The 25,073-nt window shown below is 73.1% G+C and carries 21 protein-coding genes and 1 tRNA gene; 21 read left to right on the forward strand and 1 reads right to left on the reverse strand.

What is annotated here, in order from left to right; genetic code table 11:
- Positions 1-66: 66 nt before the first annotated feature.
- The 10 genes from KVS67_RS07845 (at position 67) to lepB (ending at position 11,863) form a co-directional block, all read left to right on the forward strand.
- Complete coding sequence (locus tag KVS67_RS07845) at positions 67-1,020, forward strand: TatD family hydrolase (protein ID WP_217565206.1); 954 nt, start codon at positions 67-69, stop codon at positions 1,018-1,020.
- A gap of 24 nt (positions 1,021-1,044) precedes the next feature.
- Complete coding sequence (locus KVS67_RS07850; RefSeq protein WP_220478840.1) at positions 1,045-2,865, forward strand: ABC transporter ATP-binding protein; 1,821 nt, start codon at positions 1,045-1,047, stop codon at positions 2,863-2,865.
- 60 nt (positions 2,866-2,925) lie between these two features.
- On the forward strand, positions 2,926-3,849 hold the full coding sequence (gene rsmA / locus KVS67_RS07855) for a 16S rRNA (adenine(1518)-N(6)/adenine(1519)-N(6))-dimethyltransferase RsmA (protein ID WP_217565207.1): 924 nt from the start codon (positions 2,926-2,928) through the stop codon (positions 3,847-3,849).
- Positions 3,846-4,814 (forward strand): 4-(cytidine 5'-diphospho)-2-C-methyl-D-erythritol kinase, encoded by a 969-nt coding sequence (locus tag KVS67_RS07860; protein WP_217565208.1) that lies wholly within the window; start codon positions 3,846-3,848, stop codon positions 4,812-4,814. The genes rsmA and KVS67_RS07860 overlap by 4 nt, the downstream gene beginning before the upstream one ends.
- 65 nt (positions 4,815-4,879) lie before the next feature.
- Entirely contained in the window at positions 4,880-6,721 is a 1,842-nt protein-coding gene (locus tag KVS67_RS07865) for an ABC-F family ATP-binding cassette domain-containing protein (RefSeq protein ID WP_095353437.1), read from the forward strand.
- Positions 6,722-6,819: 98 nt separating this feature from the next.
- Complete coding sequence (locus tag KVS67_RS07870; RefSeq protein WP_240335729.1) at positions 6,820-8,355, forward strand: sugar transferase; 1,536 nt, start codon at positions 6,820-6,822, stop codon at positions 8,353-8,355.
- A gap of 64 nt (positions 8,356-8,419) precedes the next feature.
- A tRNA-Gln gene (locus KVS67_RS07875) sits at positions 8,420-8,491 on the forward strand.
- A gap of 37 nt (positions 8,492-8,528) precedes the next feature.
- Positions 8,529-10,022 (forward strand): bifunctional UDP-N-acetylglucosamine diphosphorylase/glucosamine-1-phosphate N-acetyltransferase GlmU, encoded by a 1,494-nt coding sequence (gene glmU, locus KVS67_RS07880; protein ID WP_217565209.1) that lies wholly within the window; start codon positions 8,529-8,531, stop codon positions 10,020-10,022.
- A 111-nt stretch (positions 10,023-10,133) separates the two neighbouring features.
- Positions 10,134-11,114, forward strand: a complete 981-nt coding sequence (locus KVS67_RS07885; protein WP_020627447.1) for a ribose-phosphate diphosphokinase — start codon at positions 10,134-10,136, stop codon at positions 11,112-11,114.
- Between the two features lie 2 nt (positions 11,115-11,116).
- On the forward strand, positions 11,117-11,863 hold the full coding sequence (gene lepB, locus KVS67_RS07890; protein ID WP_217565210.1) for a signal peptidase I: 747 nt from the start codon (positions 11,117-11,119) through the stop codon (positions 11,861-11,863).
- A 54-nt stretch (positions 11,864-11,917) separates the two neighbouring features.
- Here lepB and KVS67_RS07895 read toward each other — a convergent pair whose 3' ends face one another.
- Positions 11,918-13,012 carry a PqqD family peptide modification chaperone gene (locus tag KVS67_RS07895; RefSeq protein WP_217565211.1) on the reverse strand — a complete coding sequence of 365 codons (1,095 nt, stop codon included), beginning with the start codon at positions 13,010-13,012 and terminating at the stop codon, positions 11,918-11,920.
- Positions 13,013-13,212: 200 nt separating this feature from the next.
- Between KVS67_RS07895 and KVS67_RS07900 the strand changes: the two genes are divergently transcribed.
- The 11 genes from KVS67_RS07900 to KVS67_RS07950 form a co-directional block, all read left to right on the forward strand.
- On the forward strand, positions 13,213-14,136 hold the full coding sequence (locus KVS67_RS07900) for a glycosyltransferase family 2 protein (RefSeq protein WP_217565212.1): 924 nt from the start codon (positions 13,213-13,215) through the stop codon (positions 14,134-14,136).
- The gene (locus KVS67_RS07905) at positions 14,133-15,194 is read left to right on the forward strand and encodes a glycosyltransferase (protein WP_217565213.1); all 1,062 of its coding nucleotides are present in this window, start codon (positions 14,133-14,135) and stop codon (positions 15,192-15,194) included. Before KVS67_RS07900 ends, KVS67_RS07905 begins: the two co-directional genes overlap by 4 nt.
- The gene (locus KVS67_RS07910; protein ID WP_217565214.1) at positions 15,191-16,312 is read left to right on the forward strand and encodes an RNA-binding protein; all 1,122 of its coding nucleotides are present in this window, start codon (positions 15,191-15,193) and stop codon (positions 16,310-16,312) included. Before KVS67_RS07905 ends, KVS67_RS07910 begins: the two co-directional genes overlap by 4 nt.
- Entirely contained in the window at positions 16,309-17,100 is a 792-nt protein-coding gene (locus tag KVS67_RS07915; RefSeq protein WP_217565215.1) for an acylneuraminate cytidylyltransferase family protein, read from the forward strand. Before KVS67_RS07910 ends, KVS67_RS07915 begins: the two co-directional genes overlap by 4 nt.
- Entirely contained in the window at positions 17,097-19,340 is a 2,244-nt protein-coding gene (locus tag KVS67_RS07920) for an N-acetylneuraminate synthase family protein (protein WP_217565216.1), read from the forward strand. The genes KVS67_RS07915 and KVS67_RS07920 overlap by 4 nt, the downstream gene beginning before the upstream one ends.
- Entirely contained in the window at positions 19,331-20,470 is a 1,140-nt protein-coding gene (locus tag KVS67_RS07925) for a glycosyltransferase (protein ID WP_368669043.1), read from the forward strand. The genes KVS67_RS07920 and KVS67_RS07925 overlap by 10 nt, the downstream gene beginning before the upstream one ends.
- Positions 20,467-21,612 (forward strand): acyltransferase, encoded by a 1,146-nt coding sequence (locus KVS67_RS07930; protein WP_217565217.1) that lies wholly within the window; start codon positions 20,467-20,469, stop codon positions 21,610-21,612. Before KVS67_RS07925 ends, KVS67_RS07930 begins: the two co-directional genes overlap by 4 nt.
- Positions 21,609-22,646 carry a glycosyltransferase family 4 protein gene (locus KVS67_RS07935; protein ID WP_217565218.1) on the forward strand — a complete coding sequence of 346 codons (1,038 nt, stop codon included), beginning with the start codon at positions 21,609-21,611 and terminating at the stop codon, positions 22,644-22,646. The genes KVS67_RS07930 and KVS67_RS07935 overlap by 4 nt, the downstream gene beginning before the upstream one ends.
- Positions 22,647-22,662: 16 nt before the next feature.
- Positions 22,663-23,625 (forward strand): glycosyltransferase family 2 protein, encoded by a 963-nt coding sequence (locus tag KVS67_RS07940; RefSeq protein ID WP_217565219.1) that lies wholly within the window; start codon positions 22,663-22,665, stop codon positions 23,623-23,625.
- A 10-nt stretch (positions 23,626-23,635) separates the two neighbouring features.
- Positions 23,636-24,808, forward strand: a complete 1,173-nt coding sequence (locus tag KVS67_RS07945; RefSeq protein ID WP_217565220.1) for a glycosyltransferase — start codon at positions 23,636-23,638, stop codon at positions 24,806-24,808.
- A partial coding sequence (locus KVS67_RS07950) for a hypothetical protein (RefSeq protein ID WP_217565221.1) occupies positions 24,805-25,073 on the forward strand: 269 nt, incomplete at its 3' end. The genes KVS67_RS07945 and KVS67_RS07950, both read left to right, overlap by 4 nt.

Raw genomic sequence — 25,073 nt, forward strand, 5'->3', positions numbered from 1 at the left:
GATACCACCCGATGCCGCCCCCGAGGCATGTCGGGGGCCCGGGTTCGGCTCCCTAGAGTGGGGTGCATGGCCCACGCATCCGAGACCCCCCTCGCCTACCGTGCCCCCGCCCCGCAGCCGGACGACGACGGCGGCCCGCGCCGGGACGCCCACGAGGAGAAGTCGGGCCGCAAGCGTCGTCTCGATTACCCGCCCGCACCCGAGCCGCTGCCGGTGCCCGTCGTGGACAACCACACGCACCTCGACTTCCGCGACGGCCTGGTCCGCGTGGACGTCCACCAGGCGATGGACGCGGCGGAGGCCGTGGGCGTGACCGGCGCGGTCCAGGTGGGCTGCGACGTCGCCTCGGCCCGGTTCACGATCGCGGCGATCGAGGCCGAGCCCCGCCTGCTCGGGGCCGTGGCGCTGCACCCCAACGACGCGGCCCGCCTGGCCGAGCGCGGCGAGTTCGAGGAGGCGTTCGCGCAGATCGCGGAGCTCGCCCGCCACCCCCGCGTGCGCGCCGTCGGCGAGACGGGCCTCGACTACTTCCGGACGCAGGACGAGGCCGGCCACGCCGCGCAGCAGGAGTCCTTCCGCCGGCACATCCGACTCGCCCGCGAACTCGGCACGGCCCTGCAGATCCACGATCGGGACGCGCACGACGACGTCGTCCGGATCCTGCTCGAGGAGGCGGCCGACGGCGGGCTGCCCCCGCACGTGGTGTTCCACTGCTTCTCCGGCGGGCCCGATCTGGCCCGCACGTGCGCCGAGCACGGCTGGCACATGTCCTTCGCCGGCCCCGTCACCTTCAAGGCCAACGACGAGCTGCGCGAGGCGCTGCGGATCGCCCCGGCCGAGCTGCTGCTCGTGGAGACGGACGCGCCCTTCCTCACGCCGCATCCGCATCGGGGTCGCCCCAACGCGCCCTACCTGATCCCGCTGACCCTGCGGGGCATGGCGGAGACGCGCGGCGACGACGTGGACGCCCTCGCCCGCGCGGTGAGCGAGAACACCGCCCGGGTGTACGGCTCGTTCTGAGCCGATCCAGACCCGGCCCCTAGGATGGACGACGTGCTGACCCGACTCCTCAAAGCCCGGCTGCCCGAGGGAACGCAGTACCTGGTGGACCGCCCCATGCGGATCCGCCTCGTGTTCGTGGTCCTCGGGTCCGTCCTCGTGGCCGGCCTCGAGATGGTGGCGCTCGCCTCGATCCTCCCGCTGGTCAGCCTGCTGACCTCGGGTGAGCTGGGCTCCCCGGCGCTCGAAGGGCTGCTGGCCCGGTTCGGGGCCGTGACGGTGCCGGAGCAGACGGTGGCCTTCGCCGTCGTGATCGTGCTGGCCTTCCTGCTCAAGGCGATCCTGGTGCTCGCGTTCCGCTGGTGGACCATGGGGTTCACCAACCAGAACCTGATCCGCACGTCCGCCACGCTGCTGCGCTACTACCTGCGGGCCGACTACGGCCTGCACCTGACGCGCACTGTGGGCACCCTGGTCAACAACGTCACCGGCACCTCCAGCATGGCGTACACGGGCGTGGTGAACGCGTCCGTCACGTTCCTCACGGAGGCCGTGACGCTCGTCGCGGTGGCGGTCGTGGTGGGCGTCTCCATGCCGCTGACGGGGCTCGGGATGGCCCTGTACTTCCTCGCCGTCGCCTGGGTGATCAAGACCGTGATCCGCCGCCCGGCCTCCCGCCTGGGCTGGACCCTGGTGACCGCGGGGGAGCGGGCCAACACGGCGGCGCTGCAGGGCCTGGAGAACTACAAGGACGTGAAGATCCGCGGCAACGACTCGGCCTTCATGGAGGAGTACCGCGCGGCCCGCATGGAGAGCGCCGAAGCCACGCGGCTCAAGATGATCCTCACGATGATGCCGCGCTACGTGCTCGAGGTCGCCTTCGTGGCCGCCATCGCGGCGCTCGTGGCCGTGGCCTTCATCCAGGGCCGCGGCGGGGAGGCGTTCGGCTCGCTCGCCCTGCTCGCGATGGCCGGCTTCCGCGTGCTGCCGTCCATGGCCGCGCTCATGGCCACCACCAATGAGATCCGCACCTCCTGGCCGGCCTTCGAGCGCACGACGGCGGAGCTCGCCGCCGCGCAGCCGGTCCTGCACGCGGCGGACCGGCCCTACGAGCGCATCACGTTCGAGGAGTCCATCGAGGTGCGGGACGCGTCCTTCACCTACCCCGGCAAGGCCGAACCGGTCCTGCGCGACATCGACCTGCGCATCCCCTTCGGCTCCTCGTACGCCTTCGTGGGCGGCAGCGGTGCCGGCAAGACCACCCTGGTGGACCTGGTCATCGGCTTCCACCACGCCCAGCGCGGTGGGGTCTACGTGGACGGGGTGGAGCTCGGGGCCAACCCGCGCGGCTGGTGGGACAACGTGGCGTTCGTCCCGCAGTCCGTCACCGTGGTCAACGGGACGGTGCTGCACAACGTGCTCCTGGACGTCGAGGCCACCCAGACGGCGGACCGGGCCGAGGTGGAGCGCGTGCTGCGCGAAGCCCAGCTGGGCCAGTGGCTGGACGAGCTCCCCGACGGCCTGGACACCGTGATCGGCGAAGGGGCCGTGGGCGTCTCCGGCGGCCAGCGCCAGCGCCTGGGCATCGCGCGCGCGCTCTTCCGGCGCCCCCGCCTCCTCGTGCTCGACGAGGCGACGTCGGCCCTCGACAACCTCACGGAACGCCGGGTCACCGAGGTGATCGAGTCGCTGCGCGGCCGGATCACGGTCATCGTGGTCGCCCACCGTCTCTCCACGGTCAAGCGCTGCGATCAGATCGTGCTGATGGACCAGGGGCGGATCATCGGCCAGGGCACGTTCGCCGGGCTGCAGGAGACGAGCCCCGAGTTCCGCGAGCTCGTCCGGCTCGGTGACCTCTCCACCTGAGCGGAGCCCGCGCCGCTGCGCCCCCGTTACCCTGTCCAGCGCCCCGATAGACTCGCGGGCATGGTCCAGCCCTCCCCGCACCCCGCCCCCGCCCCGCTGCTGAGCGCCGCGGACGTGCGGCGCATCGCCGCCGAGCTGGACCTGCGTCCCACCAAGCAGTGGGGCCAGAACTTCGTGATCGACCCGAACACGATCCGGCGCATCGTGCAGGCAGCGGACGTGACCGCGGACGAGCACGTGCTCGAGATCGGCCCCGGGCTGGGCTCGCTCACCCTCGGCCTGCTGGACGCGGCCGCCGCCGTCACCGCTGTCGAGATCGACCCGGTCACCGCCGCCCGCCTGCCGCGCACCGCCGCCGAGTTCCGCCCCGGGGCCGAGGACGCCCTCGCCGTGCTGCACGCGGACGCCATGACGCTGAGCGAGCAGGCCCTGGCTGAGGTCCGGCCCGCCACCGCCGCCGGCGGCCCCACCGCGCTCGTGGCGAACCTGCCCTACAACGTGGCCGTGCCCGTGCTGCTGCACGCGCTCGCGGTCCTGCCGGGACTGCGGCACGGCCTGGTGATGGTGCAGGAGGAGGTCGCGGACCGTCTCGCGGCCGGGCCCGGCTCCAAGGTGTACGGCGTGCCGTCCGCCAAGGCGGCCTGGTACGCGGACGTGCGCAAGGCGGGCACCATCGGCACCCAGGTGTTCTGGCCGGCTCCGCGCATCCACTCCGGGCTGGTCGCCTTCACCCGGCGCGAGCCGCCGACGGGCGGCGCGTCCCGCCGGGAGGTCTTCGCCGTGGTGGACGCCGCCTTCGCCCAGCGCCGCAAGACCCTGCGCGCCGCGCTCGCCTCCTGGGCCGGGTCGCCGCAGGCGGCGGAGGACGCCCTGGTGGCCGCCGGCGTGGACCCGCGCGCCCGCGGCGAGGCCCTGGACATCGCGGCCTTCGCGCGGATCGCCGAGCACGGCCCGCGGCGTGCGGCGGAGGAGGTGGTTGCATGACGACGGAGGACCTCGGCCTCGACCCCACGGCCCGGCACGTCACGGTCAGCGCCCCCGGCAAGGTGAACCTGTCCCTGCGGGTGGGACCCCCCGGCACGGACGGCTACCACCCCGTGGCCACCGTGTACCTGGCCGTCAGCCTGCGGGAGACCGTCACGGCGATCGCGCGCACGGACGGGAGGATCACCGTCGGCCCGTCGGGCCGCCACATCAGTCTGGTGGACACCCAGGACGTGCCCTGGGACGAGCGCAACCTCGCGCACCGCGCCGCCGCACACCTGCGGCGCACCCTCGGGCTCGATCCTGACACCCACGGCGTCCACCTCGAGGTCGCCAAGCAGGTCCCGGTCGCGGGCGGCATGGGCGGCGGCTCCGCCGACGCGGCCGCCGCGCTGCTCGCGTGCAGCGCCCTGTGGGAGACCGGGCACACCCGCGCCGAGCTCGCCGAGCTGGCCGCCCCGCTGGGCGCGGACGTGCCCTTCAGCGTGCTGGGCGGCGCCGCCGTCGGGCTCGGGACCGGGGCGGAGCTGACCCCCGTCGCGGCCCGCACCCCGGTGCACCTCGTCCTCGTCCCGGCAGACGCCGGGCTGTCCACCCCCGTGGTGTTCCAGACCCTGGACGAGCTGCGCCGGGAGGGCCACCTGCCCGACGGGCCGGCGCGCCCGGAGGTGAACGAGGCCGTCCTGCGGGCCCTCACCGCGGCCGACCCGCTCGAACTCGCCACCGCCATGGACAACGACCTGCAGACCCCGGCCGTCGTCCTGTTCCCCGAGCTCTCGGACGTCCTCGACCTCGGCCTGGACGAGGGCGCGCTGCGCGGCATGGTCTCCGGCTCCGGCCCCACCCTGCTCTTCGTGGCGCAGGACGAGGCCTCCGCGCTGCGGCTGGCCTCGGCCATCGAGGAGCGCACGGGCGTGCGCGCCCTCCCCGTCCACGGCCCCGTGCCGGGCGCCCACGTGCTGTGAGACCAGGCGGCGCACCCCGCCGCACCCGACCACCCCTCCTCCGCCCGGAAAGGATCACCTCCTCCATGGCCCACCTGCTCGGCGCCGAGAACATCGGCATCGCCTTCGGAACCCGCACCGTCCTCGAGGGCCTCTCCCTCGGCGTGGATGAGGGGGACCGGATCGGACTCGTGGGCCGCAACGGCGACGGCAAGTCCACGCTCATGCGCATCCTCGCCGGCCTCCAGGAACCCGACACGGGCCGCGTCACCCGCCGCGGCGGCGTCCGCGTGGGCGTGCTGGACCAGCAGGACCGGCTCGACCCGGAGCACACCGTGCGTCAGGCCGTGGTCGGGGACGTGGACGACCACGTGTGGGCCTCGGACCCCAAGGTCCGGGACGTCCTGGGTGGTCTCCTCGACGGCTTCGACCTCGAGCAGTCCGTGCGGGGCCTCTCCGGCGGCCAGCGCCGGCGCGTCGCCCTGGCCCGTCTGCTCGCCGGGGACGACGACGTCCTCTTCCTCGACGAGCCCACCAACCACCTGGACGTCGAGGGCGTCGCGTGGCTCGCCCGCCACCTGAAGCAGCGCTGGCGCCCCACCGACGGCGGCCTCGTGGTGGTCACCCACGACCGGTGGTTCCTCGACGAGGTCTGCACGCGCACGTGGGAGGTGCACGACGCCACGGTGGACCCGTTCGACGGCGGCTACGCGGCGTGGGTGCTCGCGCGCGCGGAGCGCTCCCGGCAGGCGGCGGTGACGGAGCAGAAGCGTCAACAGCTCGTGAAGAAGGAGCTCGCCTGGCTGCGCCGTGGCGCCCCGGCGCGCACGTCCAAGCCGAAGTTCCGCATCGAGGCGGCCAACGCCATCATCGAGGACGTCCCCGCCCCGCGTGACTCGGTGTCCCTGGCGAAGATGGCCACGGCCCGGCTCGGCAAGGACGTCCTCGACCTCGAGCACGTGAGCCTGACGCTGGGGGAGAAGCCGATCCTCGACGACGTCACCCTGCGCCTGGCGCCCGGCGAGCGGCTCGGCGTGGTCGGCGTCAACGGTGCGGGCAAGTCGACCCTGCTGCGCCTGCTCGACGGCCGCATCGCTCCGGACTCGGGGCGGCTGAAGCGCGGCAAGACGGTGGTCTCGGCCACCCTCACCCAGGACGTGAAGGAGCTCGACGACGTCGCCCACCTGCGCGTCGCCGAAGTCATGGCCCGCGAAGGCTCGTCCTTCCAGGTCGGCGACCGCGAGATGTCCTCCGGCCAGCTGCTCGAGATGCTCGGCTTCGGCACCTCCCGGCAGTGGACTCAGGTCTCCGAGCTCTCGGGCGGCGAGCGCCGGCGCCTGCAGCTGCTGCGCCTGCTCGTGGGCGAGCCCAACGTCCTCATGCTCGACGAGCCGACCAACGACCTGGACACGGACACCCTGGCCGCCGTCGAGGACGTGCTGGACGGGTGGCCGGGGACCCTCGTGGTGGTCTCCCATGACCGGTACCTGCTCGAGCGTGTCACCGACCACCAGGTCGCCCTGCTCGGGGACGGCAAGGTCCGCGGCCTGCCGGGCGGGGTGGACCAATACCTCGAGCTGCGCGCCGCGATGGACGAGGCCGGCGGCCCGGCCCGGGGAGCCGGCCCGGTACGGGGCCGCAACGACGTCGTCGGGACGTGCGCGGGCATGGGCGGGCCGGAGGAGGACACCGGGCCCACCGAGGCGGAGCGTCGGCTGGCCCGCAAGGAGATGGCCCGGCTCGAGAAGCAGATGACCCGGCTGCGGGACCGCAGGTCCGGCCTCGAGGCGCGGATGGCCGAGCTGGGGCAGGCGCAGGACTTCGACGCCCTCACCGCGGCCTCCGCCGACTTGAAGGACCTCGACGCACAGCTGGACGTCCTGGAGGAGGAGTGGCTGCAGGCTGCCGAACTCGCCGAAGGGGGCTGACCGGCGGGGGCTCACAGGAGAATGCGGCAGGTGTCACAGCCGGCTGCTGTCTCCGCCCTATAATCGAGGGTTGGGGCACAGCACCATGCCCGGCCCACATGACGTGGACCATCCCCCACGTCAGGACGGAGGAGCAGGCCGTGATCGCGAGCCCCGGTGACGAGTCGACCACGCTCCGCATGGGCTCGACCGCCCGCGGCCGTGTCCTGGGCCGGCCCTGGGAGCGAGGCCTTCCGCGACTCGTCCTGGTCGTGGACGTGGTCGCGGTCCTGCTCGCCACCTTCGTGTCGGCCCAGCTCCGCTTCGGCGGACCGCGGCGCACCACCCTCCCGGGCGCCGCACTCGTCGACTACAGCGTCATCAGCCTCGCGCTGAGCGCGGCCTGGGTGCTCGCGCTGACCATCCAAGGCTCCCGGGACATCCGGATCTTGGGGGTGGGCACCGAGGAGTACAAGCGGGTCCTGCAGGCCACCCTGTACCTCTTCGGCACCGTCGCGATCCTCGCCTATGCGGCAGGTCTCGAAGTGGCGCGCGGCTACGTGGGCCTGGCTCTGCCGCTGGGCGTGCTCCTGCTCCTGCTGGGCCGGTTCCTCGTGCGCGGGTGGGTGGCGCGGCAGCGACACCGCGGCAGGTTCCGGCGGCGGCTCCTGCTCGTCGGCGGCCCGAAGGCCGTCCGGCACATCTTCGAGGCCCTCGACTCCGAGGCCGGCGCCGGATACGCCCCCGTGGCCGCGGCCCTCCCCGGATACAAGACCCGGCAGGAGGACTACCTCCCGATACCGGTCTCCACGGACCTGGACACCGTGGAGGACGTGGTCGCCCACGTGGAGGAGCGCGACGTCGAAGCCGTGGTGATCACCTCGGGCCACCCGTTCGTCCCCTCGGACGTCCGCCGACTGGGCTGGGAGCTGCAGGAGCGCGGCGTCTCCCTGATCATGGCACCCGCCCTCGTGGACGTCGCCGGACCCCGCCTCCACACGCAGCCCCTCGCGGGTCTGCCGCTCATCCACCTCTCCACCCCGCGCCTCTCCGAGGGCAAGGCGTTCGCCAAGCGGGCGTTCGACGTCGTCGCGTCGGGGCTGGGCCTGATCGCCATCTCGCCGCTGTTGATCGCCGTCGCGATCGCGGTCAAGGCCACGGACGGCGGGCCGGTGCTGTTCCGGCAGGAGCGCATCGGTCTCGGCGGCAGGCCGTTCACCATGCTCAAGTTCCGTTCCATGGTGGTGGATGCCGAGGAGATCCGGCAGCGGCTCGTCTCAGACGGCGGGGATGCGGACGTGCTGTTCAAGATGAAGGACGACCCGCGTATCACCCGGGTCGGCAAGCTCATCCGCCGCACCAGCATCGACGAGCTGCCCCAGCTCGTGAACGTGCTGCGGGGGGACATGTCCCTCGTGGGCCCGCGGCCCCACCTGCCGCACGAGGTCGAGGCCTACGAGCAGTACGTGCACCGCCGCTTCCTGGTGCAGCCCGGCATCACGGGGCTGTGGCAGGTCTCCGGCCGGTCCGACCTCCCGTGGGAGGAGGCGGTCCGCCTGGACCTCTACTACGTGGAGAACTGGTCCATCCTGGGCGACCTCGTGATCCTGGGGCGGACCGTCAAGGCCGTGATCGCCGCCGACGGCGCCTATTGACCCCGGATCCGCGCGACCCGTGTGGAAGAATGGGCCGTCGTCGCCGCCCCCTGGGGTCCGGCGCTCCGCCCTGGTGTAATGGCAGCACGCCGGCCTTTGGAGCCGTGCGGTCTAGGTTCGAATCCTAGGGGCGGAACCCCCGTCCGCTGACCCCCACCGGTGCAGGAGCCCCCATGTCCCAGCCGTCCGCCCGTCCCTCCGCCGTGATCGTCCTGGCCGCGGGCCAGGGCACCCGCATGAAGTCGACGACGCCGAAGATCATGCATGCGATCGGGGGGCGCTCCCTCGTGGGCCACGCGCTCGCGGCGGCCTGGTCGCTCGCGCCGGAGCACCTCGTGGCCGTGGTCCGGCACGAGCGGGCCCGCGTGGCCGAGCACCTCGAGACGGTGGCGGCCCAGCTGGGCATCGACGCGCTGGCGATCGCCGACCAGGACGACGTGCCGGGCACCGGCCGCGCCGTCGAGCTGGGCCTGGCCGCCCTGCCCGCGGACATCGAGGGCACCGTCGTGGTGACCTACGGCGACGTCCCGCTGCTGACCCCGGAGACGCTCGCCCGCCTCGTCGCGGACCACGAGGCGGACGGCAACGCCGTCACCGTGCTCACCGCCACCCTCGAGGACGCCACGGGCTACGGCCGCATCGTCCGCGACGCCGAGGGCCTCGTGGAGCGGATCATGGAGCACAAGGACGCCCTCGCCCACGCCGAGTCCACGGGGGACGACTCCTTCGTGGCGATCCGCGAGGTCAACTCCGGCATCTACGCCTTCGACGCCGCCCTGCTGCGCCGCACCCTGCCGGAGATCTCCACGGACAACGTGCAGGGCGAGAAGTACCTCACGGACGTGCTCGGCAGGGCCCGCGCCGAGGGCGGCCGTGTCGCCTCGGTGGGCACGGACGACGTGTGGGAGGTCGAGGGCGCCAATGACCGCCGTCAGCTCTCCGACCTGGGCCGCCAGCTCAACGACCGCGTGCTGCGCGGCTGGATGAAGGAGGGTGTCACGGTCGTCGACCCGTCCTCCACGTGGGTGGACGTCACCGTCTCCCTCGCCTCGGACGTCACGCTCAAGCCCGGCACCCAGCTGCATGGGGCGACGTCGGTGGCCACGGGCGCCGTCGTCGGCCCGGACTCCACCCTCACGGACACGCAGGTGGGGGAGGGCGCCGTGGTGAAGCGCACCGACGCCACGGAGGCCGTGATCGGCGCGGGCGCGACCGTCGGCCCGTTCACCTACCTGCGCCCGGGCACGGTGCTGGGGGAGGACGGCAAGATCGGCGCGTTCTACGAGACCAAGAACGTGACCGTGGGCCGCGGCGCCAAGCTCTCCCACCTGGGCTACGCCGGGGACGCCGAGATCGGCGAGTACACCAACATCGGCTGCGGCAACATCACCGCCAACTACGACGGCGTCGCCAAGCACCGCACCGTGATCGGGGCCCACGTGCGCACCGGCTCGAACACGGTGTTCACGGCCCCGGTCTCGGTGGGCGACGGCGCCTACACCGGTGCCGGCGCGGTGGTCCGCGACGACGTCCCGGCCGGCGCCCTGGCGCTGAACGCCGTGGCGCAGCGCACCATCGAGGGCTGGGTGCCCGCCAAGCGCCCCGGCAGCACGTCCGCGCAGGCCGCTGAGGCGGCCGGAGCGGCGGTCGCGGACGCCGAGTGCTGATCCCTCGCGCCCTAGGATGGGTGCGAGGACCGGGCCGCCCCGGGCGGCCGACACCGACGCCGGACGCCGTCGGTCCTGGAACGCGAGACCACGAAGGATGTTGAGGACGTCATGACGGAGCTGAGCCGCAGCGAGGACAAGCGACTGGTGCTGGCCACGGGCCGCGCCCACCCCGAGCTCGCGCAGGAGATCGCCGAGGAGCTGGGCACCGAGCTGCTCCCCATGAGCGCCTACGACTTCGCCAACGGCGAGATCTACGTGCGCTCGGGCGAGTCGGTGCGCGGCAAGGACGTGTTCATCATCCAGTCGCACCCGGCGCCGCTGAACAACCACCTCATGGAGCAGCTGATCATGGTGGACTCCATGAAGCGCGCCTCCGCCCGCCGCATCACAGTGGTCTCGCCGTTCTACCCATACGCCCGCCAGGACAAGAAGGGCCGCGGCCGCGAGCCGATCTCGGCCCGCCTCGTGGCGGACCTGTACAAGACCGCCGGCGCCTCCCGCGTGATGAGCGTGGACCTGCACACCGCCCAGATCCAGGGCTTCTTCGACGGCCCGGTGGACCACCTGTTCGCCATCCCGCTGCTGGCGGACCACATCCGCTCCAGCGTGGAGGGCGAGGAGGTCACGGTGGTCTCCCCGGACACCGGTCGCGTGCGCGTGGCGGAGCAGTGGGCGGACCGCCTGGGCGGCGTGCCGCTGGGCTTCGTGCACAAGAGCCGGGACCTCACCGTTCCGAACAAGGCCGAGTCCAAGACCGTGGTCGGGGACGTCGAGGGCCGCGTCTGCGTGCTGATCGACGACATGATCGACACCGGCGGCACCATCGCCGGCGCCGTGCAGATCCTCAAGGACGCCGGCGCCAAGGACGTCATCATCGCCGCCACGCACGCGGTGTTCTCGGACCCGGCCGCCCAGCGTCTCGGCGAGTGCGGCGCCCGTGAGGTCGTGGTGACCAACACCCTGCCCATCCCGGAGGAGAAGCGCTTCGAGACCCTCACCGTGCTCTCGATCGCCCCGCTGATCGCCCGCGCGATCCGCGAGGTCTTCGAGGACGGCTCGGTCACCAGCCTCTTCGACGGCGTCGCCTGACCATGGCCGAGCGCGTCGAGCCGGCCCACGGGGACGACGGCGGCGCGGTGGCCGCGCCGCAGCCTCATCGTCCGCGCCTGCCGTTCTGGGCCTCCCTGCTGCTGAACGTGGTGGTGGCCCTCGCGGTTGTCGCCGTGGTGCAGGCCCTGTGGGTGAAGGTGTACTCGGTGCCGTCCGGCTCGATGGAGAACACCCTCGAGGTGGGGGACCGCATGCTGGTCAACCGCACCGCCTACCCGGACGGGATGGCCGACTCCCAGGACGTGGTGGTCTTCACGGCCAACGAGGACTGGGCGCACCCCATGCCACCGGAGGGGGCCGTGGAGAACGCTGTCCGCACGTTCGGCGACCTCACCGGCATCGGCCGCTCGCACGAGCAGGCCCTGGTCAAGCGCGTGGTCGGCACCGCGGGGCAGACCGTGGAGTGCTGCACCGCCGAGGGCGCCGTGACCGTGGACGGGGAGCCCCTGGATGAGCCGTACATCCACAACGACCTGCCGTTCATCCGGGACGAGCTGGACTGCGAGTCCGAGGTGATCTCCGCGCGCTGCTTCGGCCCGGTCACCGTGCCGGAGGACTCGATGCTCGTGCTCGGCGACCACCGCTCGAACTCGGCCGACTCCGTGATCGCGTGCCGCGGCATCCCCGCCGACCAGGCCGGGGACTGCGCGCGCTTCGTCACCCGCGAGGACATCGTGGGCGAGGTCTTCGTGACCGTCTGGCCGCCCACGCACTGGGGCGGGCACTGATCTCCTGAGGGGGCGGGGCGTCCTGGGCGCCGGCCGCCTCCGGGCCGTGCCGGCTCAGCCGGTCGTGGCCAGCTGCGCGGTGACCAGGGCGTCCATCGCCTCCCGCACCCGGGCCTCGGCGTCCTCGGGCACGGGCCCTTCGGCGCGGAGGCGGGCCACTACGTCGGCGGCCGTCCGCGGCTCGTCCAGCAGGAGCCAGACGGACGGGCCCAGACCTTCGAGCACGACCAGGCGGTCCGAGGCGAGCAGGACCAGGCGGCCGCTGTCGGTCAGGATGCCGTCGTCGACGGCGCAGCGGGACACCGCGCCCGGGGTTGCCACTCCGACGGAGGCCGAAAGCTCTGCCTCGGTGAGTGCCTCCCAGGCGGGGGTGACGGGCGTGGGCGGGGTCGCCAGCAGGCCGTCGACGACGTCCCGCAGGTCCTCCGCTTCGGCGTAGACGAGGCGTTGGGCGCTGCCGACCGCGTCGAGGACGCGGCAGAGCGTCACGAGACCGCGGGGGAGCCGGGCGAGGGAGGAGGTCTGGGGGACGAGCGCCTCGAGCGCGGCCACGAGTTCCATGGCCTCCGCCCGCGGCGTCACCGGACCTGCCGGATCCCGCACGCGGTCCAGCACGGCGATCCGGGCCAGCCGGGCGGCGGGGAGGGTCGGGCCGAGACCCAGGTCGTCCGGGCCGCGCTGGGTCTTGGGTCGCACTCCCCGTGCCTCCAGCACGGACAGCGGCTTGGGGTACGGGGTGACGGCCAGGCCGTCGGGGGCGATGATCGCCGTCTCGTCGGTGAGGTAGGCGAAATGGGGCCCCAGCCGGCGCGTGGCCGTCGTCTTGCCCGTCCCGGACGCCGCCACCAGGACCATCGCCGCCCCGGTGTCCGGTGCGGCGAGGCACGCGGCATGGAACAGCAGGTGGGTGCCGCGGGCGGACTCGATCGCCCGCGAGGTCGCCAGGGACACCAGGTCCTCGTGCCACTGGAGCCACGGACGCGCGGTGTCGGCGCCGCGGTGCGCATCCGCGCGGGCCGGCGGCTCCACGGCCTCCACACCGCACCGGGCCCAGGACGCGATGACCTCCGCGCGCTCGTCTCCTGTGAGGCCGCTCACCGTCACGGCATCGAGACCGGTGCCGATGCGCAACGCGGTGGTCTCGCTCATGGCTTCGTCCTCCCCCTGGGCGCCGGGCATGGCTCACCCTTTCCATCCCGTGGCTGTCCGGTCAGTGTACTGAGCGCCGTGTGGGCGGCCATGGCGCCGCCCCACCGGCTGGCACGGGTCTTCGCCAGAGCCTCCCTATACTCGACACAGGTTCTCGGGCGCTGAGTGCGCCGTCCATCCGAGCTGAGGGAGGAGCCCGCATGGCAGCCCAGTCGCCCACGGCGGCGGTGACCGTGGTGATCCCGCACTACGGCGATGCGGCCCCCACCCTCGCCCTCGTCGACCGCCTGCTGAGCGATCCCGGAGACGCGCTGGCCGCCGTCGTGGTCTCGGACGACGCCTCGCCCACCCCGTACCCCGAGGCGCACGATCCGCGTCTGACCGTGGTGCGCCGCGAGCGCAACGGCGGCTTCGGCGCGAACGTGAACACCGGCCTGGCCGCGGTCACCACCGAGCTGGCCCTGGTCCTCAACTCGGACGCGGAGATCACGGGGGCGCAGATCGACGCGCTGGTGGCGGCGGCCGCCCCGTATCAGCCGGCCGTGGTCAGCCCGCAGGTCGTCAACGAGGACGGCACGCCGCAGTGGTCCGGGCGGCACTTCCCGACGGTCCTGCACCAGACCGTGGAGTGGCTGACTCCGCTGGCCCGCTTCCGTCACCTGGACGTGCTCCACGAGGCCGTGGGGCACGACGTCGCGGCGGCCCGGTCCGCCTCGCCCGTGGCGGTCGACTGGGTGATGGGCGCCGTGCTGCTCCTGCCGATGGCCCAGGTCCGCGCCGTCGGCGGGTTCGACGAGGAGTACTTCATGAATTCCGAGGAGGTCGACCTGCAGCGCCGCCTGCGCGAGCGCGGCGTGCCGTCGATCGTGGTCCCGGCCGTCCGTGTGCCGCACGGGCTGCACGGCTCCTCGGATCCGCTGCGCCGGCGCGGCTGGCTGGTGGACTCCCGGTACCGCTACGCCCGGAAGTTCGGTCACCCCCGGGTCCTCAGGGCCGCGCTCACCGCGGCCACCGGGGCGAACTTCGCCGTGAACGCGCTCCGGCAGGCCCGGGGTGTGGACGTGGACGCCCGCGCCGTGTTCCGGGACGAGCACGCGCTGGTCTGGAAGGGGCAGCGCCGATGAGCGCCACCGGCTACACCGTGGCCGCGCCGCCCGAGGCGCGGGGCGGCCGCTCACCGGAACGGCTGTTCCTCGTCTCGCCGGCGTTCCACGGCTATCACCGCTCCATCGCGGCGGCGTGGGCGGCCCAGGGCTTCGACGTCACGGTGCACTGTTACGACGCCTACGCCACGCTCGGCATGAAGCTGCGGAACAAGGGGCTGCTCGAGCTGCCGCAGAAGGTGGGCGTGGACCGCACGGCCGCGCGGGTCGCCTGGGACACGGGGCGGGCCGTGGCCGCCCTGCGCGAGGCCCGGCCGGACCGCGTGCTCGTGATCAAGGGGGACTCGCTGGGCGAGGACTTCTGGTCCGAGATCCTCGATGCGGGCCTGCCCCGCATGCTCTGGCTGTACGACGACCTCGCGCGGCACGACTACTCGATGGAGTTCCTGCGCTCCGTCGGGCCGGTGCTCAGCTACGCCCGCTCCGAGGCCGAGCTGCTGGCCGGCGAGGGCGTGGACGCCCACTACATGCCCAACGGTTTCGACCCGGCGATGGCGCTGCCCCAGGTGCCGCGGCGCGACGAACTGGTCTTCGTGGGCTCGCGCTACCCGAACCGCGTGGAGCTGCTCACCCGCCTGGCCGCGGCCGGGGTGCCGGTGCGCGCCTACGGGCGTCAGTGGAGCCACCACCCGGTGGACCGCCTGCGCACGTGGGAGCTGACCCGTCCGGACCTGCCAGCCGAACGGGACATCCCCCTCGAGGAGGCGTACGCCGTTCAGGCGGCCGCCGCGGGCGCCATCAACATCCACGGGTTGCAGGCCGGCCACGCGATGCGGACCTTCGAGGTGCCCGGCATGGGCGGTCTCCAGCTGGTCGATCGGGCCGACGTGGCCGAGTTCTACGTCCCGGACGAGGAGGTGCTCGTCTTCGAGGACGCGGACCACCTCATCGAGCTGGGCCGCCGGATCGTCGCGGACCCCGCCTGGGGAGCGCGCATCCGAGAGGCCGGCCGCCGCCGGTCGCACGCGGAGCACACGTTCGCGCACCGGGCGGCCATGGCCCAGGGATGGTGGGCATGACCGACGCGCCCCTCTTCTGGCGCTCCGAGGATCTGCCGCGCTGGCAGGCGTGGCAGCGCGCCCAGTGGCCGTTGACCCGGCGGGCCGCGGACACCGCGCGCTCGACCGTGCGCGGCGTGGCCGGCGCCCTGACGCGCCGCCGGCCCACCGGCGACGACGTCCCCCGCCTGCTCCTGCCGGCGGGGGACGTGCACACGCTCGTCGCCCTCGAGTCCTTCGGCCCCACGCAGCTGGCCGCACTGGCCTCGCCCGTGGCCGCCCTGGCGACTGCGCGGCCGGAGGTCGCCGCCGGGGTCGGCTGGGTGTTGCCCGCCGGTGACGCACCCGCTCTGCCCGGGGCCGCGGGTCACCGAGAGCACGCCGCCACCGCCGACGTCGTGACGGAGCGCCTGTCCGGTCTCCGCCGCGTCCTGGTGGCGGGGGAGTACCTGCCCTCGGGCCGCGCCGCCGTGCGCTGGGCCCGGCAGCGGGGGGCGCGGGTCGGCGTCGTCCAGCACGGGCTGCTGGCCGTGTCCACGCCGCCTGTCCCGCAGGACGCCACCCTGTACGCCTTCACGAGCGCGGACGCGGACTGGTGGACCCAGGGCCGCGCCGATGTGGAGGCCGTCCCGGTGGGTTCGGCACTGCTGGAGCAGGCCCGCCGGACCGCGCCCGCGCTCGCGGGTGCCGGGGACGACGGCCCCGGGGTGTTCCTCGGCCAGCTGCACGGCGCCGAGCTGCCCCGCCGGGACTTCGCCGCGGCCGCCGAACAGTACGTGCGGGCCACCGGCGCCGCCTACCGCCCCCACCCGGCCGAGCGGGACCGTCTCTCCCGCGGCCAGCACGCGGCCTGGCGCAGAGCCGGTGTGCGGATCGACGACGCCGGGGCGCCCCTCGTCGCCACGCGCGGGCCCGTGGCCGCCGTCTTCTCCACCGGGATCCTCGAGGCCGCGCAGGCCGGCAGACCTGCGTGGGCCGTCCACCCGGACCCGCCCGCCTGGCTCGAGGGGTTCTGGCGGCGCTACGGCATGACCCGGTGGCGGCCCGGCCGCACACCGGAGCCCACCCCGGCCCTGGCCTCGCCGACCGCGGACCCCGCGGCCGCGATCGCCGAGCACGTCTGGAAGGAGTCCGCGTGAGCATCCTGTGCGTCATCCCCGTGCGCGGCGGGTCCCGGGGGCTGCCCGGCAAGAACATCCGCCTCCTGGGCGGCCACCCGCTCGTGGCCTGGACCATCCAGGCCGCCCTCGAGGCGGAGGAGGATCTGCACGTGGTGGTCTCCACGGACTCGGCCGAGATCGCCGAGGTCGCCCTCCGCTACGGCGCGGACGTCCCGGGCCTGCGCCCGGCCCACCTGGCGCAGGACTCGACCCCCACCGAGCCCGTGATCGAGCACGTGCTCGCGGCCGAGCGCGCGGCCGGCGTCGAACCCGAGGGCGTGATGCTGCTCCAGGCCACCAGTCCGCTGCGCCTGCCCGGCACCCTAGACCGCGCCGTGCGGCAGTTCCGGGACACGGGGGTGGACTCGCTGGTCGGCGTCGTCCCGGTGTCCCCGTTCCTGTGGCGCCACGCCGAGGACCCCGGCGCGGGCCCGATCCCGGACTTCGACGTCACGGCGCGCAAGCGCCGGCAGGACATGACGCGCACCGACCTGCGGTTCCGCGAGAACGGGTCCCTCTACGTGACGCGCCCCTGGGTCTATGACCGGCTGCACAACCGGCTCGGCGGCCGGATCGGCCTGCTGGAGCTCGACGACCTCGAGGGCGTGGACATCGACACCGAGCTGGACTTCGCCCTGGCCGAGCAGCAAATGGACCAGTACCTGGCGGTCCACAAGGTGCTCCGGCACCGCTCCGACCTCGGTGCCCCGCGCACCGCCGAGACCCCCACCACCGGACCGAACCGCACCCCCGGAGGCGCGCAGTGATCATCGAACGCAGGCTCACCCCCTACCTCGTCTTCCCCGAGGACTCGCTCCTGGCCGCCCTGCAGAAGATGACCGACAACCGCGAACGCACCGTGTTCGTGGTGGACTCCCACGGCTTCCTCGTCGGCTCCCTGACGGACGGGGACGTGCGCCGCTGGCTCGTGGCGCATCCGGAGGTGTCGCTGGACGTGGCCGCGGCCGACGTCGCCCATCGTGACCCGGTGACGGCGTCCCTGGGCGCCTCCCCGGCCGAGATGCGCGAGGCCCTGCCCACCGGGGCGCTGCACCTGCCGCTGCTGGACGAGCGCGGCCGCCTGACGGCCCTGGCGATCAATCGGGAGGCGGAGCTGCGGATCGGCGGGCACCGGATCGGGGAGGGCCACCCGGCGTTCCTGATCGCGGAGATCGGCAACAACCACCAGGGCGACGTGGACCTGGCCCGCCGTCTCGTGGACCTGGCCGTCGAGGCGGGCGCGGACGCCGTGAAGTTCCAGCTGCGGGACATGGACGCCCTGTACCGGCAGTCCGGTGCGGCCACCGCCGGCGAGGACCTGGGGGCCCAGCGCACCCTGGACGAGCTGGCCAAGTTCTCGCTCTCCGCCGAGGACATGGTGCGGGTGTTCGACCACGTCCGGGACGCCGGCGTCGCCCTGATGTGCACCCCGTGGGACGCCCCGTCCATGCGGGTGCTGCGGGAGTACCCGGTGGACGGCGTGAAGATCGCCTCGGCGGATCTGACGAACCACGGTCTGCTGCGGGACGCGGCCGCCTCCGGCCTGCCGATGGTGCTCTCCACCGGCATGTCCCGGGAGGAGGAGATCCGCGAGTCGGTGGCCCTCGTGCGCTCCTTCGGCGTCCCCTTCGCGATGCTGCACGCCCAGTCGACGTACCCCGCCCCCTACAAGGACGTGAATCTGGCCTACCTGGACCGGCTCGCGGAGATCGCCCAGACGTCGGTGGGCTACTCGGGCCACGAGCGCGGCTTCCACGTGGCGCTGGCCGCGGTGGCCCGGGGTGCCGCGATCATCGAGAAGCACTTCACCGTGGACCGGGGGCTCGAGGGCAACGACCACAAGGTCTCCCTGCTGCCGGAGGAGTTCGCGCAGATGGTCCGGCAGACCCGGGACATCGAGGAGTCGATCGGCGTCGGGACCGAGCGCGTGGTCTCCACGGGCGAGGCGATGAACCGCATCAACCTGGCCAAGTCCCTGGTGGCGGCCCGTCCGCTGCAGGCCGGCGTCACGATCACCGCCGACGACGTGACCGTGAAGTCCCCGGGCCGCGGCCTGCAGCCCAACGAGCTGCCGCGTCTGGTCGGCCGCACGCTGCACCGCGAGATGGCCGAGGGCGACTTCTTCTTCGCCGGCGACCTCACGGACACGGTGCCCACCGGACGCCAGTTCGAGTTCCGGCGCCCCTGGGGCCTGCCGGTGCGCTACCACGACGTCGCGGCGCTGACGAAGGACTGCACCCCGGACTTCCTGGAGTTCCACTTCTCCTACAAGGACCTCGAGATCGACATCGACTCGGTGTTCACCGAGCCCATGCCGATGGGCTTCACCACCCACCTGCCGGACATCTTCTCCGGTGACTTCCTCGTGGACCTGGCCAGCGACGACGACGCCGTGTGGGAGCGGTCGATCGCCGAGGTGCAGCGCACGATCGACATCACCCGGGACCTGAAGCGCTGGTTCCCGCACGAGGAGGAGCCCATCATGGTCATCACCATGGGCGGGTTCACCCTGGACCGGCACATCCGCCCGGAGGAGCGGCGGCCGAAGTACGAGCGCATCGCCGAGGCCGTGCAGCGCCTGGACACCTCCGGCATCCGGATCGCCGCGCAGACGCTGCCGCCGTTCCCGTGGCTGATGGGCGGTCAGCAGTACCACAACCTCTTCATGGACCCGGACGACACCGTGGCCTTCGTGGAGGCCACGGGCGTGCCCCTGTGCCTGGACATCTCCCACTCCAAGCTCTCGGCCACGTTCCTGGGGATCCCCTTCTCGGAGATGGTGGAGAAGCTGGCCCCGCACACCATCCACCTGCACCTCGTGGACGCCACCGGTGTGGACGGGGAGGGACCGCAGATCGGGGAGGGCGACGTCGACTGGCCCGTGCTGTGCGAGCAGCTGGACCGTCTGGCCCCCGGGGTGAGCTTCATCCCGGAGATCTGGCAGGGCCATATCAACAACGGCGAGGGCTTCTGGACGGCCCTGGACCGCCTGGAGCAGTGGCTGTGATCCCCGAGGCCGCGACGACCACCCCGGCCCCGCTGACGCTCTGGGTGGTGCCCGTCGCCGACCTCGGCGGCGTGGCCCGGCACGTCCTCGACGTCGCGCGCGTGGGCCTGCCCGGTCTGCGTCTGGCGGTGCTCTGCCCCGAGGGGCCGCTCGCCGAGCGCCTGCGCGAGCAGGGCGCGGCGGTGTTCACCGGGGACGTCGGTCCCGACGCCGGTCTGGCCGCCTCGGTGCGCACGCTCCGGACGGCGGTGCGCACCCTGCGCCCGGCCGCGGTCCACACGCACCTGGCCTACGCCGACCTCGCGGCCTTCACGGCGCTGGGTGCGGCTCGGGCAGTGCGGCGGCCCGGTGCGCCGGCGCTGCTCAGCACCGAGCACGGGATCGCCCCGGACGACGGGCTGTACAACCGCGCCGCCGCGGCCCGGGTGAAGAACGCCGCGCACCGCGCCCGGCTGCGCGGCACGGACCTCGTGATCGCGGTGGCGCAGTCCACCGCGGACGTGCTCCGGCGCAAGTGGGGTGCGGGGGCGCCCCTCACCGTGGTGCGCAACGGCGTGGACGTGACCCCGGTGCGCGCCGCGGCCACGGGGCAGCGGCGCGCACCGGGGGAGGGGCTGCGGATCCTGTCCCTGTCCCGGCTGGCCCCCGAGAAGAACCTCGACCGGCTGATCGCGGCGCTGCCCGCCCTGCTGGAGCGCGACCCCGGGACGCGGTTGACGCTGGCCGGCGCGGGTCCCCTGGAGGGGCAGCTGCGTGCCCAGGCCGAGGCGCTCGGTGTCGCGGAGGCGGTCGACCTGCCCGGCTTCGTGGAGCCGTGGGGCGCCATGGCCGAGCACGACGTGCTGGTGCAGCTCTCCGCGTGGGAGAACCTCAGCTACACCCTGCTCGACGCCGCGGCCGCCGGCCTGCCCGCCGTCGCCACGGACGTGGGCGGCAACGGGGAGATCCTGCCCCCCGAGCGCCTGGTCCGCGAGACCACGCCAGCGGCCATCGCCGACGCCGTCATGCGTGCCGCGGCCGACGGCCCGGGCGAGGTGCGCGTGGGCGACATGGAGACCATGGCCCGGGCGACCGCCGAGGCGACCCTCGAGGTGCTCGGGCGCCGGGTGGGGAAGGGCGGGCACCGATGACCGCGGCGAGCCCGAACGAGCCGGGGGCGGCCTCGGTGGCCCCGGCCGAGAAGCGAGTGCCGGGTCCCCGGTTCCGGGAGCTGGACGGTCTTCGGGGGATCGCGGCGCTGGCCGTGGTGTTCTCGCACTACACAGGCGCCCACAATTCGCACTATCCGCAGGATCCCGCCGCGTTCCACGACGCGGCCTGGGGTGCGGCGGGCGTGCAGCTGTTCTTCATCATCTCCGGGTTCGTCATCTTCATGTCCGCCCGGCGGGCCGACCGGCCGAGCGACTTCGCCATCTCCCGGGCCGCCCGGCTCTATCCGCCGTACTGGATCTCCCTGGTGTTCGCCGTGGTGCTGCTCCTGCTGCACCCGGTGCCCGGCTTCCCCTTCACGTGGGGCCAGGCCCTCGTCAACCTGACGATGGTCCAGCGGTGGGTCGGCGTGGACAACGTGGTGGACGTCTACTGGACGCTCGCGGTGGAGATGCAGTTCTACGTGATCATCCTGATCCTCCTGTATCTCACGCGCTGCCGCCTTTCGGACCGCGTGGTGCTGTGGGGGAGCCTCGCGTGGTCGGTGATCTCGTGGGCCGTGGTGTTGTTCACCGCGCCGCACGTGGGCTCGGACCCTCAGCGGGACCCCCTGTGGGTGAAGCTCCTCAACAACGCCACCGTGGCCGAGTACGCTCCGTTGTTCGTGCTGGGGATGGCCTTGTACATCGCGCGGCAGACGGGGCAGCACCGCGGCTGGGTCGCGGCGGCCGCGGTGTCCGCGGTGGGCAGCACGTTCGTCATGCGGGGGATGCCCTTGGCCCTCGAGGTCCTCGTGGTGGTGCTCCTCGCAGTCACGGTGATGCTGCGGGAGAGGACGTCCGTGCTGCTCCTGGCCCCTGTCCAGTGGTACGGGAAGATCAGCTATTCCCTCTACATCCTCCACGCCATCCCCGGATACATCCTCATCCACGCGCTCTGGCCGTATGTGGGCCGGAACATGGCCATGCTCGTGGCCTTGGCCGTGGTCTCCGTGCTCGCCTGGGCCCTGCAGAAGTACGGTGAGGAGGCACTCGGCAAGGCCGCCAAGCGGGGGCTGACCCGCGTCCGCTCCGTCGTGGACGCGCGGACCGGACATCCCCGATCCCTGGAGCCGGCCCGATGACCGGTCGCATCTGGATCCTGGCAAACCAGGGCGAAGTGGGTGGCGGCGAGGTGATGCTGCACCACCTCGCCACGGCCCTGCGCGAGCTCGGTCGGGACGTGGGCGTCGTGGCCCCGGCGCACCCGGCCGAGACCGCCGATCGCCTCGCCGCGGACGGCTTCGACGTGGCCCGCATGGGTGGGACCGGACGCCTGGGGTACCTGCGCGCTCTCCGGGCCTGGGACCGAGGCCGCGGCGGGGACGACGTCGTGTGGTGCAACGGGCTGCTGCCCGCCACCGCACTGGCCGGCCGGCGGCGCCGGATCGTGCACCTGCATCAGGTACCCGAGAAGCCGGTTCTGCGCGTGTTCTCCGCCCTGGCGCGTCCCGGTGCGCTCGCGGTCCTCGCGCCGTCCCGATTCGCGGCGGACCGCATCCGCGGGGCCCGCGTGCTCCACAACTGGGTTCCGGGTCCGACGACGCCGCAGGCAGGGCGGGCCCGCGATGCCGATGAGCCGGTGACCGTGGGATTCCTCGGCCGGCTGTCCGAGGACAAGGGCATCGTCACCCTGCTGGAGGCCGCCGCGCTGCTGCGGAAGACCGACGCGGGTGCTTTCGTGTTCCGCGTCGCGGGGGAGAGCCGGTTCGTGGCGGATGACGAAGCCGAGCGGCTCGCCACCGCCCTGAAGGCGGCGGGTGAGGACGTCCAGGTGCTCGGCTGGCAGGACACCGCCGAGTTCCTGGCTTCCGTGGACGTGCTGGCCGTTCCGTCTCATGTGGCGGAGTCATTCGGCCTCGTGGCGGCCGAGGCGATGGCCTCTGGGGTGCCCGTGGCGGTGTCGGAGGCGGGCGCACTACCGGAGGTGGTAGGCAACGATCACCCCTTCGTTGTTCCGCAGCGGGACGCTGCCGCGCTCGCGGACCGCCTGCAGGCCGTGCGCGCGGGCGATCTGGGCGCGGTGGCCCACTCCCAGCGGCGCCGCTGGGCGTCGCTGTTCTCACCTGAGGCCGGCCGCGCCGCCGTCGCCGAGCTCCTGGATGACTTGTCCCTATGACCCCCGCGGAGGACTCATGACCGAGACGCCCCTGACCCCCGGGGCCAGCGTGATCGTCCCCAGCCGGGGCGGTGCTCAGCGGTTGCCGCGCCTGATCGGCGCGCTCGCCGCGCAGGAGGACGCCCCGCCGTTCGAGGTCCACGTGGTCGTGGACGGGGATGTGGACGGGTCGGAAGCGGTGCTCGCGCAGTTGGCCGCGGAACACCCGGGCCTGGACCTGAGCTGGACCGTCTTCGGCGAGAACCGCGGACGGGTCGCCGCGCTCAACGCAGGTGCCGACGCGACGTCCGGCCGCATCCTCATCCGCGCGGACGACGATCTCGAGCCCGGACCCCACTACATCCGGGACCACGTGGCCGCGCACGCGGGCGGGCCTGGCGGGGTGATCGGATTGACGGCCAATGTCCTCCCGGACTCCGCCTATCAGCGCGTCTACGGTGACGCCCAGGACGAAGCGCACCGTCGCCATGCCTATGCCCTTCCGGCAGAGCAGCAGTGGCGGCACTGGGCGGGCAACGTGTCCGTCCCCCGCGCCCTCCACGAGGAGCTCGGCGGCTACGACCCCGACTACCGCCGCTATGGCTGGGAGGACGTGGACTTCGGCTACCGCCTCCACGTCGCCGGGTATCCGGTGGAGATCCGGCCGGAGCTGGAGACCCGTCACCACGCGGCGGCGGTCACCACCTACACCAAGGCGCGCCGGGCTCTGCATTCGGGGTCCGCCCGGCAGATCTTCATCGCCAAGCACAGGGCGGACGCACTCGGCGGGGACCGGGCCCCGGGCGGGCCGTGGGGCGCCGCTGTGCGGGCGGTGGCTGCTCTGAGCACGGAGCGCACGATCAAGTACAGCTCCGCCGTCCTCGAGCGTGCCGCTGCCGTGTTGCCAGCCCCGATCGCACGAAAGCTGATCGCCTTGCAGGTCGAAGCCGCCGCGGAGACCGGACGCACCCGGCCGGGGCGTGCCCGCCGACAGTTCTGAGGGGAGCACCATGACCGACATGACACGCGGCCGGATCGCCATCGCCCACGACTACCTCACTCAGAAGGGCGGGGCGGAGCGGGTGGTGCTCGCCCTGCACCGGATGTGGCCGGACGCGCCCATCTACACGACGTTCTACGACCCCGAGGGAACCTTCCCGGAGTTCAAGGACGTACGCATCATCACCTCACCCCTGAACCGGGTGGGGCTGCTGCGGAAGGACCCGCGGAGGGCACTGCCGCTGCTTCCCCTGGCCTCCTCGCTGATGCACGTGAAGGAGTCGGTCGCCGTCGTCTCGACCTCCGGCTGGGCGCATGGATTCCGCTACGACGGCGCCACGCTCGTCTACTGCCATACCCCGGCGCGCTGGGTGTACCTGCTGGACGACTACTTGGGCGAGGGCGGTCGGAACAGCATCAAGGGCCGGATCGCCCGCGTGCTGCGGCCGGGCCTGCAGATGTGGGACCGCGCGGCCGTCCGGCGTCGATCACGCTATGTGGCCAACTCCACGGTGGTGAAGGAGCGGATCGAAGACGTCTACGGGCTCGAGGGCGTGGACCTCGTGTTCCCGCCGCACTCCGTGAGCACGGAGGGCCCGCAGGAGCCGATCCCCGGTGCCGAGCGGCTGGCGGAGGACGGTTTCCTGCTGTCGGTCGCGCGGCTCATGCCGTACAAGCACGTGGATGTGGCCATCGAGGCTGCGGCCCGTGCGGGGCGGCCGCTCGTGGTGATCGGCAAGGGCCCGGAGGAGGCACGGCTGCGCGCGATGGCGGGGGAGGACGTGGTGTTCGGCCAGGACCTCACTGACGCGCAGCTGCGCTGGGCGTACGCGCACGCGACGGCACTGATCGCCGCGAGCCACGAGGACTTCGGCATCACTCCACTCGAGGCGAGCGCGTGGGGCGTGCCCACCGTGGCACTGCGGGCCGGCGGCTACCTGGACACCATCGTGGACGGCGTCAACGGAGTGTTCGTCGAGGAACCGACGGTGGATGCGGTGGCCGGAGGGGTGGAACGTCTGCTGGCGCATGACTGGGACCGCGGGGTGATGCAGGCGCACGCCGAGCGGTTCTCGGAGGACGCGTTTGCTTCCGCGGTTAGAGTGCAGATGGAAAGACTGGACCAGGACCAGAATCTGCGGCTTATGGGGCCACATGGGGGAAAGCGAAGTCGGTCGGCATGAAACTTGTGTATCTCAGCCCGTTCCCGCTCTCCCAGGACAGGGCGACGGGCGAATGGATCCTCGAGGGGAAGAGCTGGACCGGAGTGCTGGAGTACGCCCGCCTCTGGCCGGGAGAGGTGGTCTTCGCCACCCCGGGGGTCCTTCCTGCCGCCGCAGGGGCGACCCCGCCGGGACATCTCCGTCAGAGGATCGACGGATCATCTCCAGTGGAGATTCTCGTCGTGCCCCCGTTCGCCCAGCGCGAGGAGCAGGTAGCGTCGTTGCG

It is taken from the genome of Micrococcus sp. GbtcB5 (assembly GCF_019091605.1).
Lineage (GTDB): Bacteria > Actinomycetota > Actinomycetes > Actinomycetales > Micrococcaceae > Micrococcus > Micrococcus luteus.

Coding starts and splice junctions, on each gene's coding strand:
- KVS67_RS07845 (WP_217565206.1), top strand. CDS start 67: ATGGCCCACGCATCCGAGACCCCCCTCGCCTACCGTGCCCCCGCCCCG.
- KVS67_RS07850 (WP_220478840.1), top strand. CDS start 1,045: ATGGACGACGTGCTGACCCGACTCCTCAAAGCCCGGCTGCCCGAGGGA.
- rsmA (WP_217565207.1), top strand. CDS start 2,926: ATGGTCCAGCCCTCCCCGCACCCCGCCCCCGCCCCGCTGCTGAGCGCC.
- KVS67_RS07860 (WP_217565208.1), top strand. CDS start 3,846: ATGACGACGGAGGACCTCGGCCTCGACCCCACGGCCCGGCACGTCACG.
- KVS67_RS07865 (WP_095353437.1), top strand. CDS start 4,880: ATGGCCCACCTGCTCGGCGCCGAGAACATCGGCATCGCCTTCGGAACC.
- KVS67_RS07870 (WP_240335729.1), top strand. CDS start 6,820: ATGACGTGGACCATCCCCCACGTCAGGACGGAGGAGCAGGCCGTGATC.
- glmU (WP_217565209.1), top strand. CDS start 8,529: ATGTCCCAGCCGTCCGCCCGTCCCTCCGCCGTGATCGTCCTGGCCGCG.
- KVS67_RS07885 (WP_020627447.1), top strand. CDS start 10,134: ATGACGGAGCTGAGCCGCAGCGAGGACAAGCGACTGGTGCTGGCCACG.
- lepB (WP_217565210.1), top strand. CDS start 11,117: ATGGCCGAGCGCGTCGAGCCGGCCCACGGGGACGACGGCGGCGCGGTG.
- KVS67_RS07895 (WP_217565211.1), bottom strand. CDS start 13,012: ATGAGCGAGACCACCGCGTTGCGCATCGGCACCGGTCTCGATGCCGTG.
- KVS67_RS07900 (WP_217565212.1), top strand. CDS start 13,213: ATGGCAGCCCAGTCGCCCACGGCGGCGGTGACCGTGGTGATCCCGCAC.
- KVS67_RS07905 (WP_217565213.1), top strand. CDS start 14,133: ATGAGCGCCACCGGCTACACCGTGGCCGCGCCGCCCGAGGCGCGGGGC.
- KVS67_RS07910 (WP_217565214.1), top strand. CDS start 15,191: ATGACCGACGCGCCCCTCTTCTGGCGCTCCGAGGATCTGCCGCGCTGG.
- KVS67_RS07930 (WP_217565217.1), top strand. CDS start 20,467: ATGACCGCGGCGAGCCCGAACGAGCCGGGGGCGGCCTCGGTGGCCCCG.
- KVS67_RS07935 (WP_217565218.1), top strand. CDS start 21,609: ATGACCGGTCGCATCTGGATCCTGGCAAACCAGGGCGAAGTGGGTGGC.
- KVS67_RS07940 (WP_217565219.1), top strand. CDS start 22,663: ATGACCGAGACGCCCCTGACCCCCGGGGCCAGCGTGATCGTCCCCAGC.
- KVS67_RS07945 (WP_217565220.1), top strand. CDS start 23,636: ATGACCGACATGACACGCGGCCGGATCGCCATCGCCCACGACTACCTC.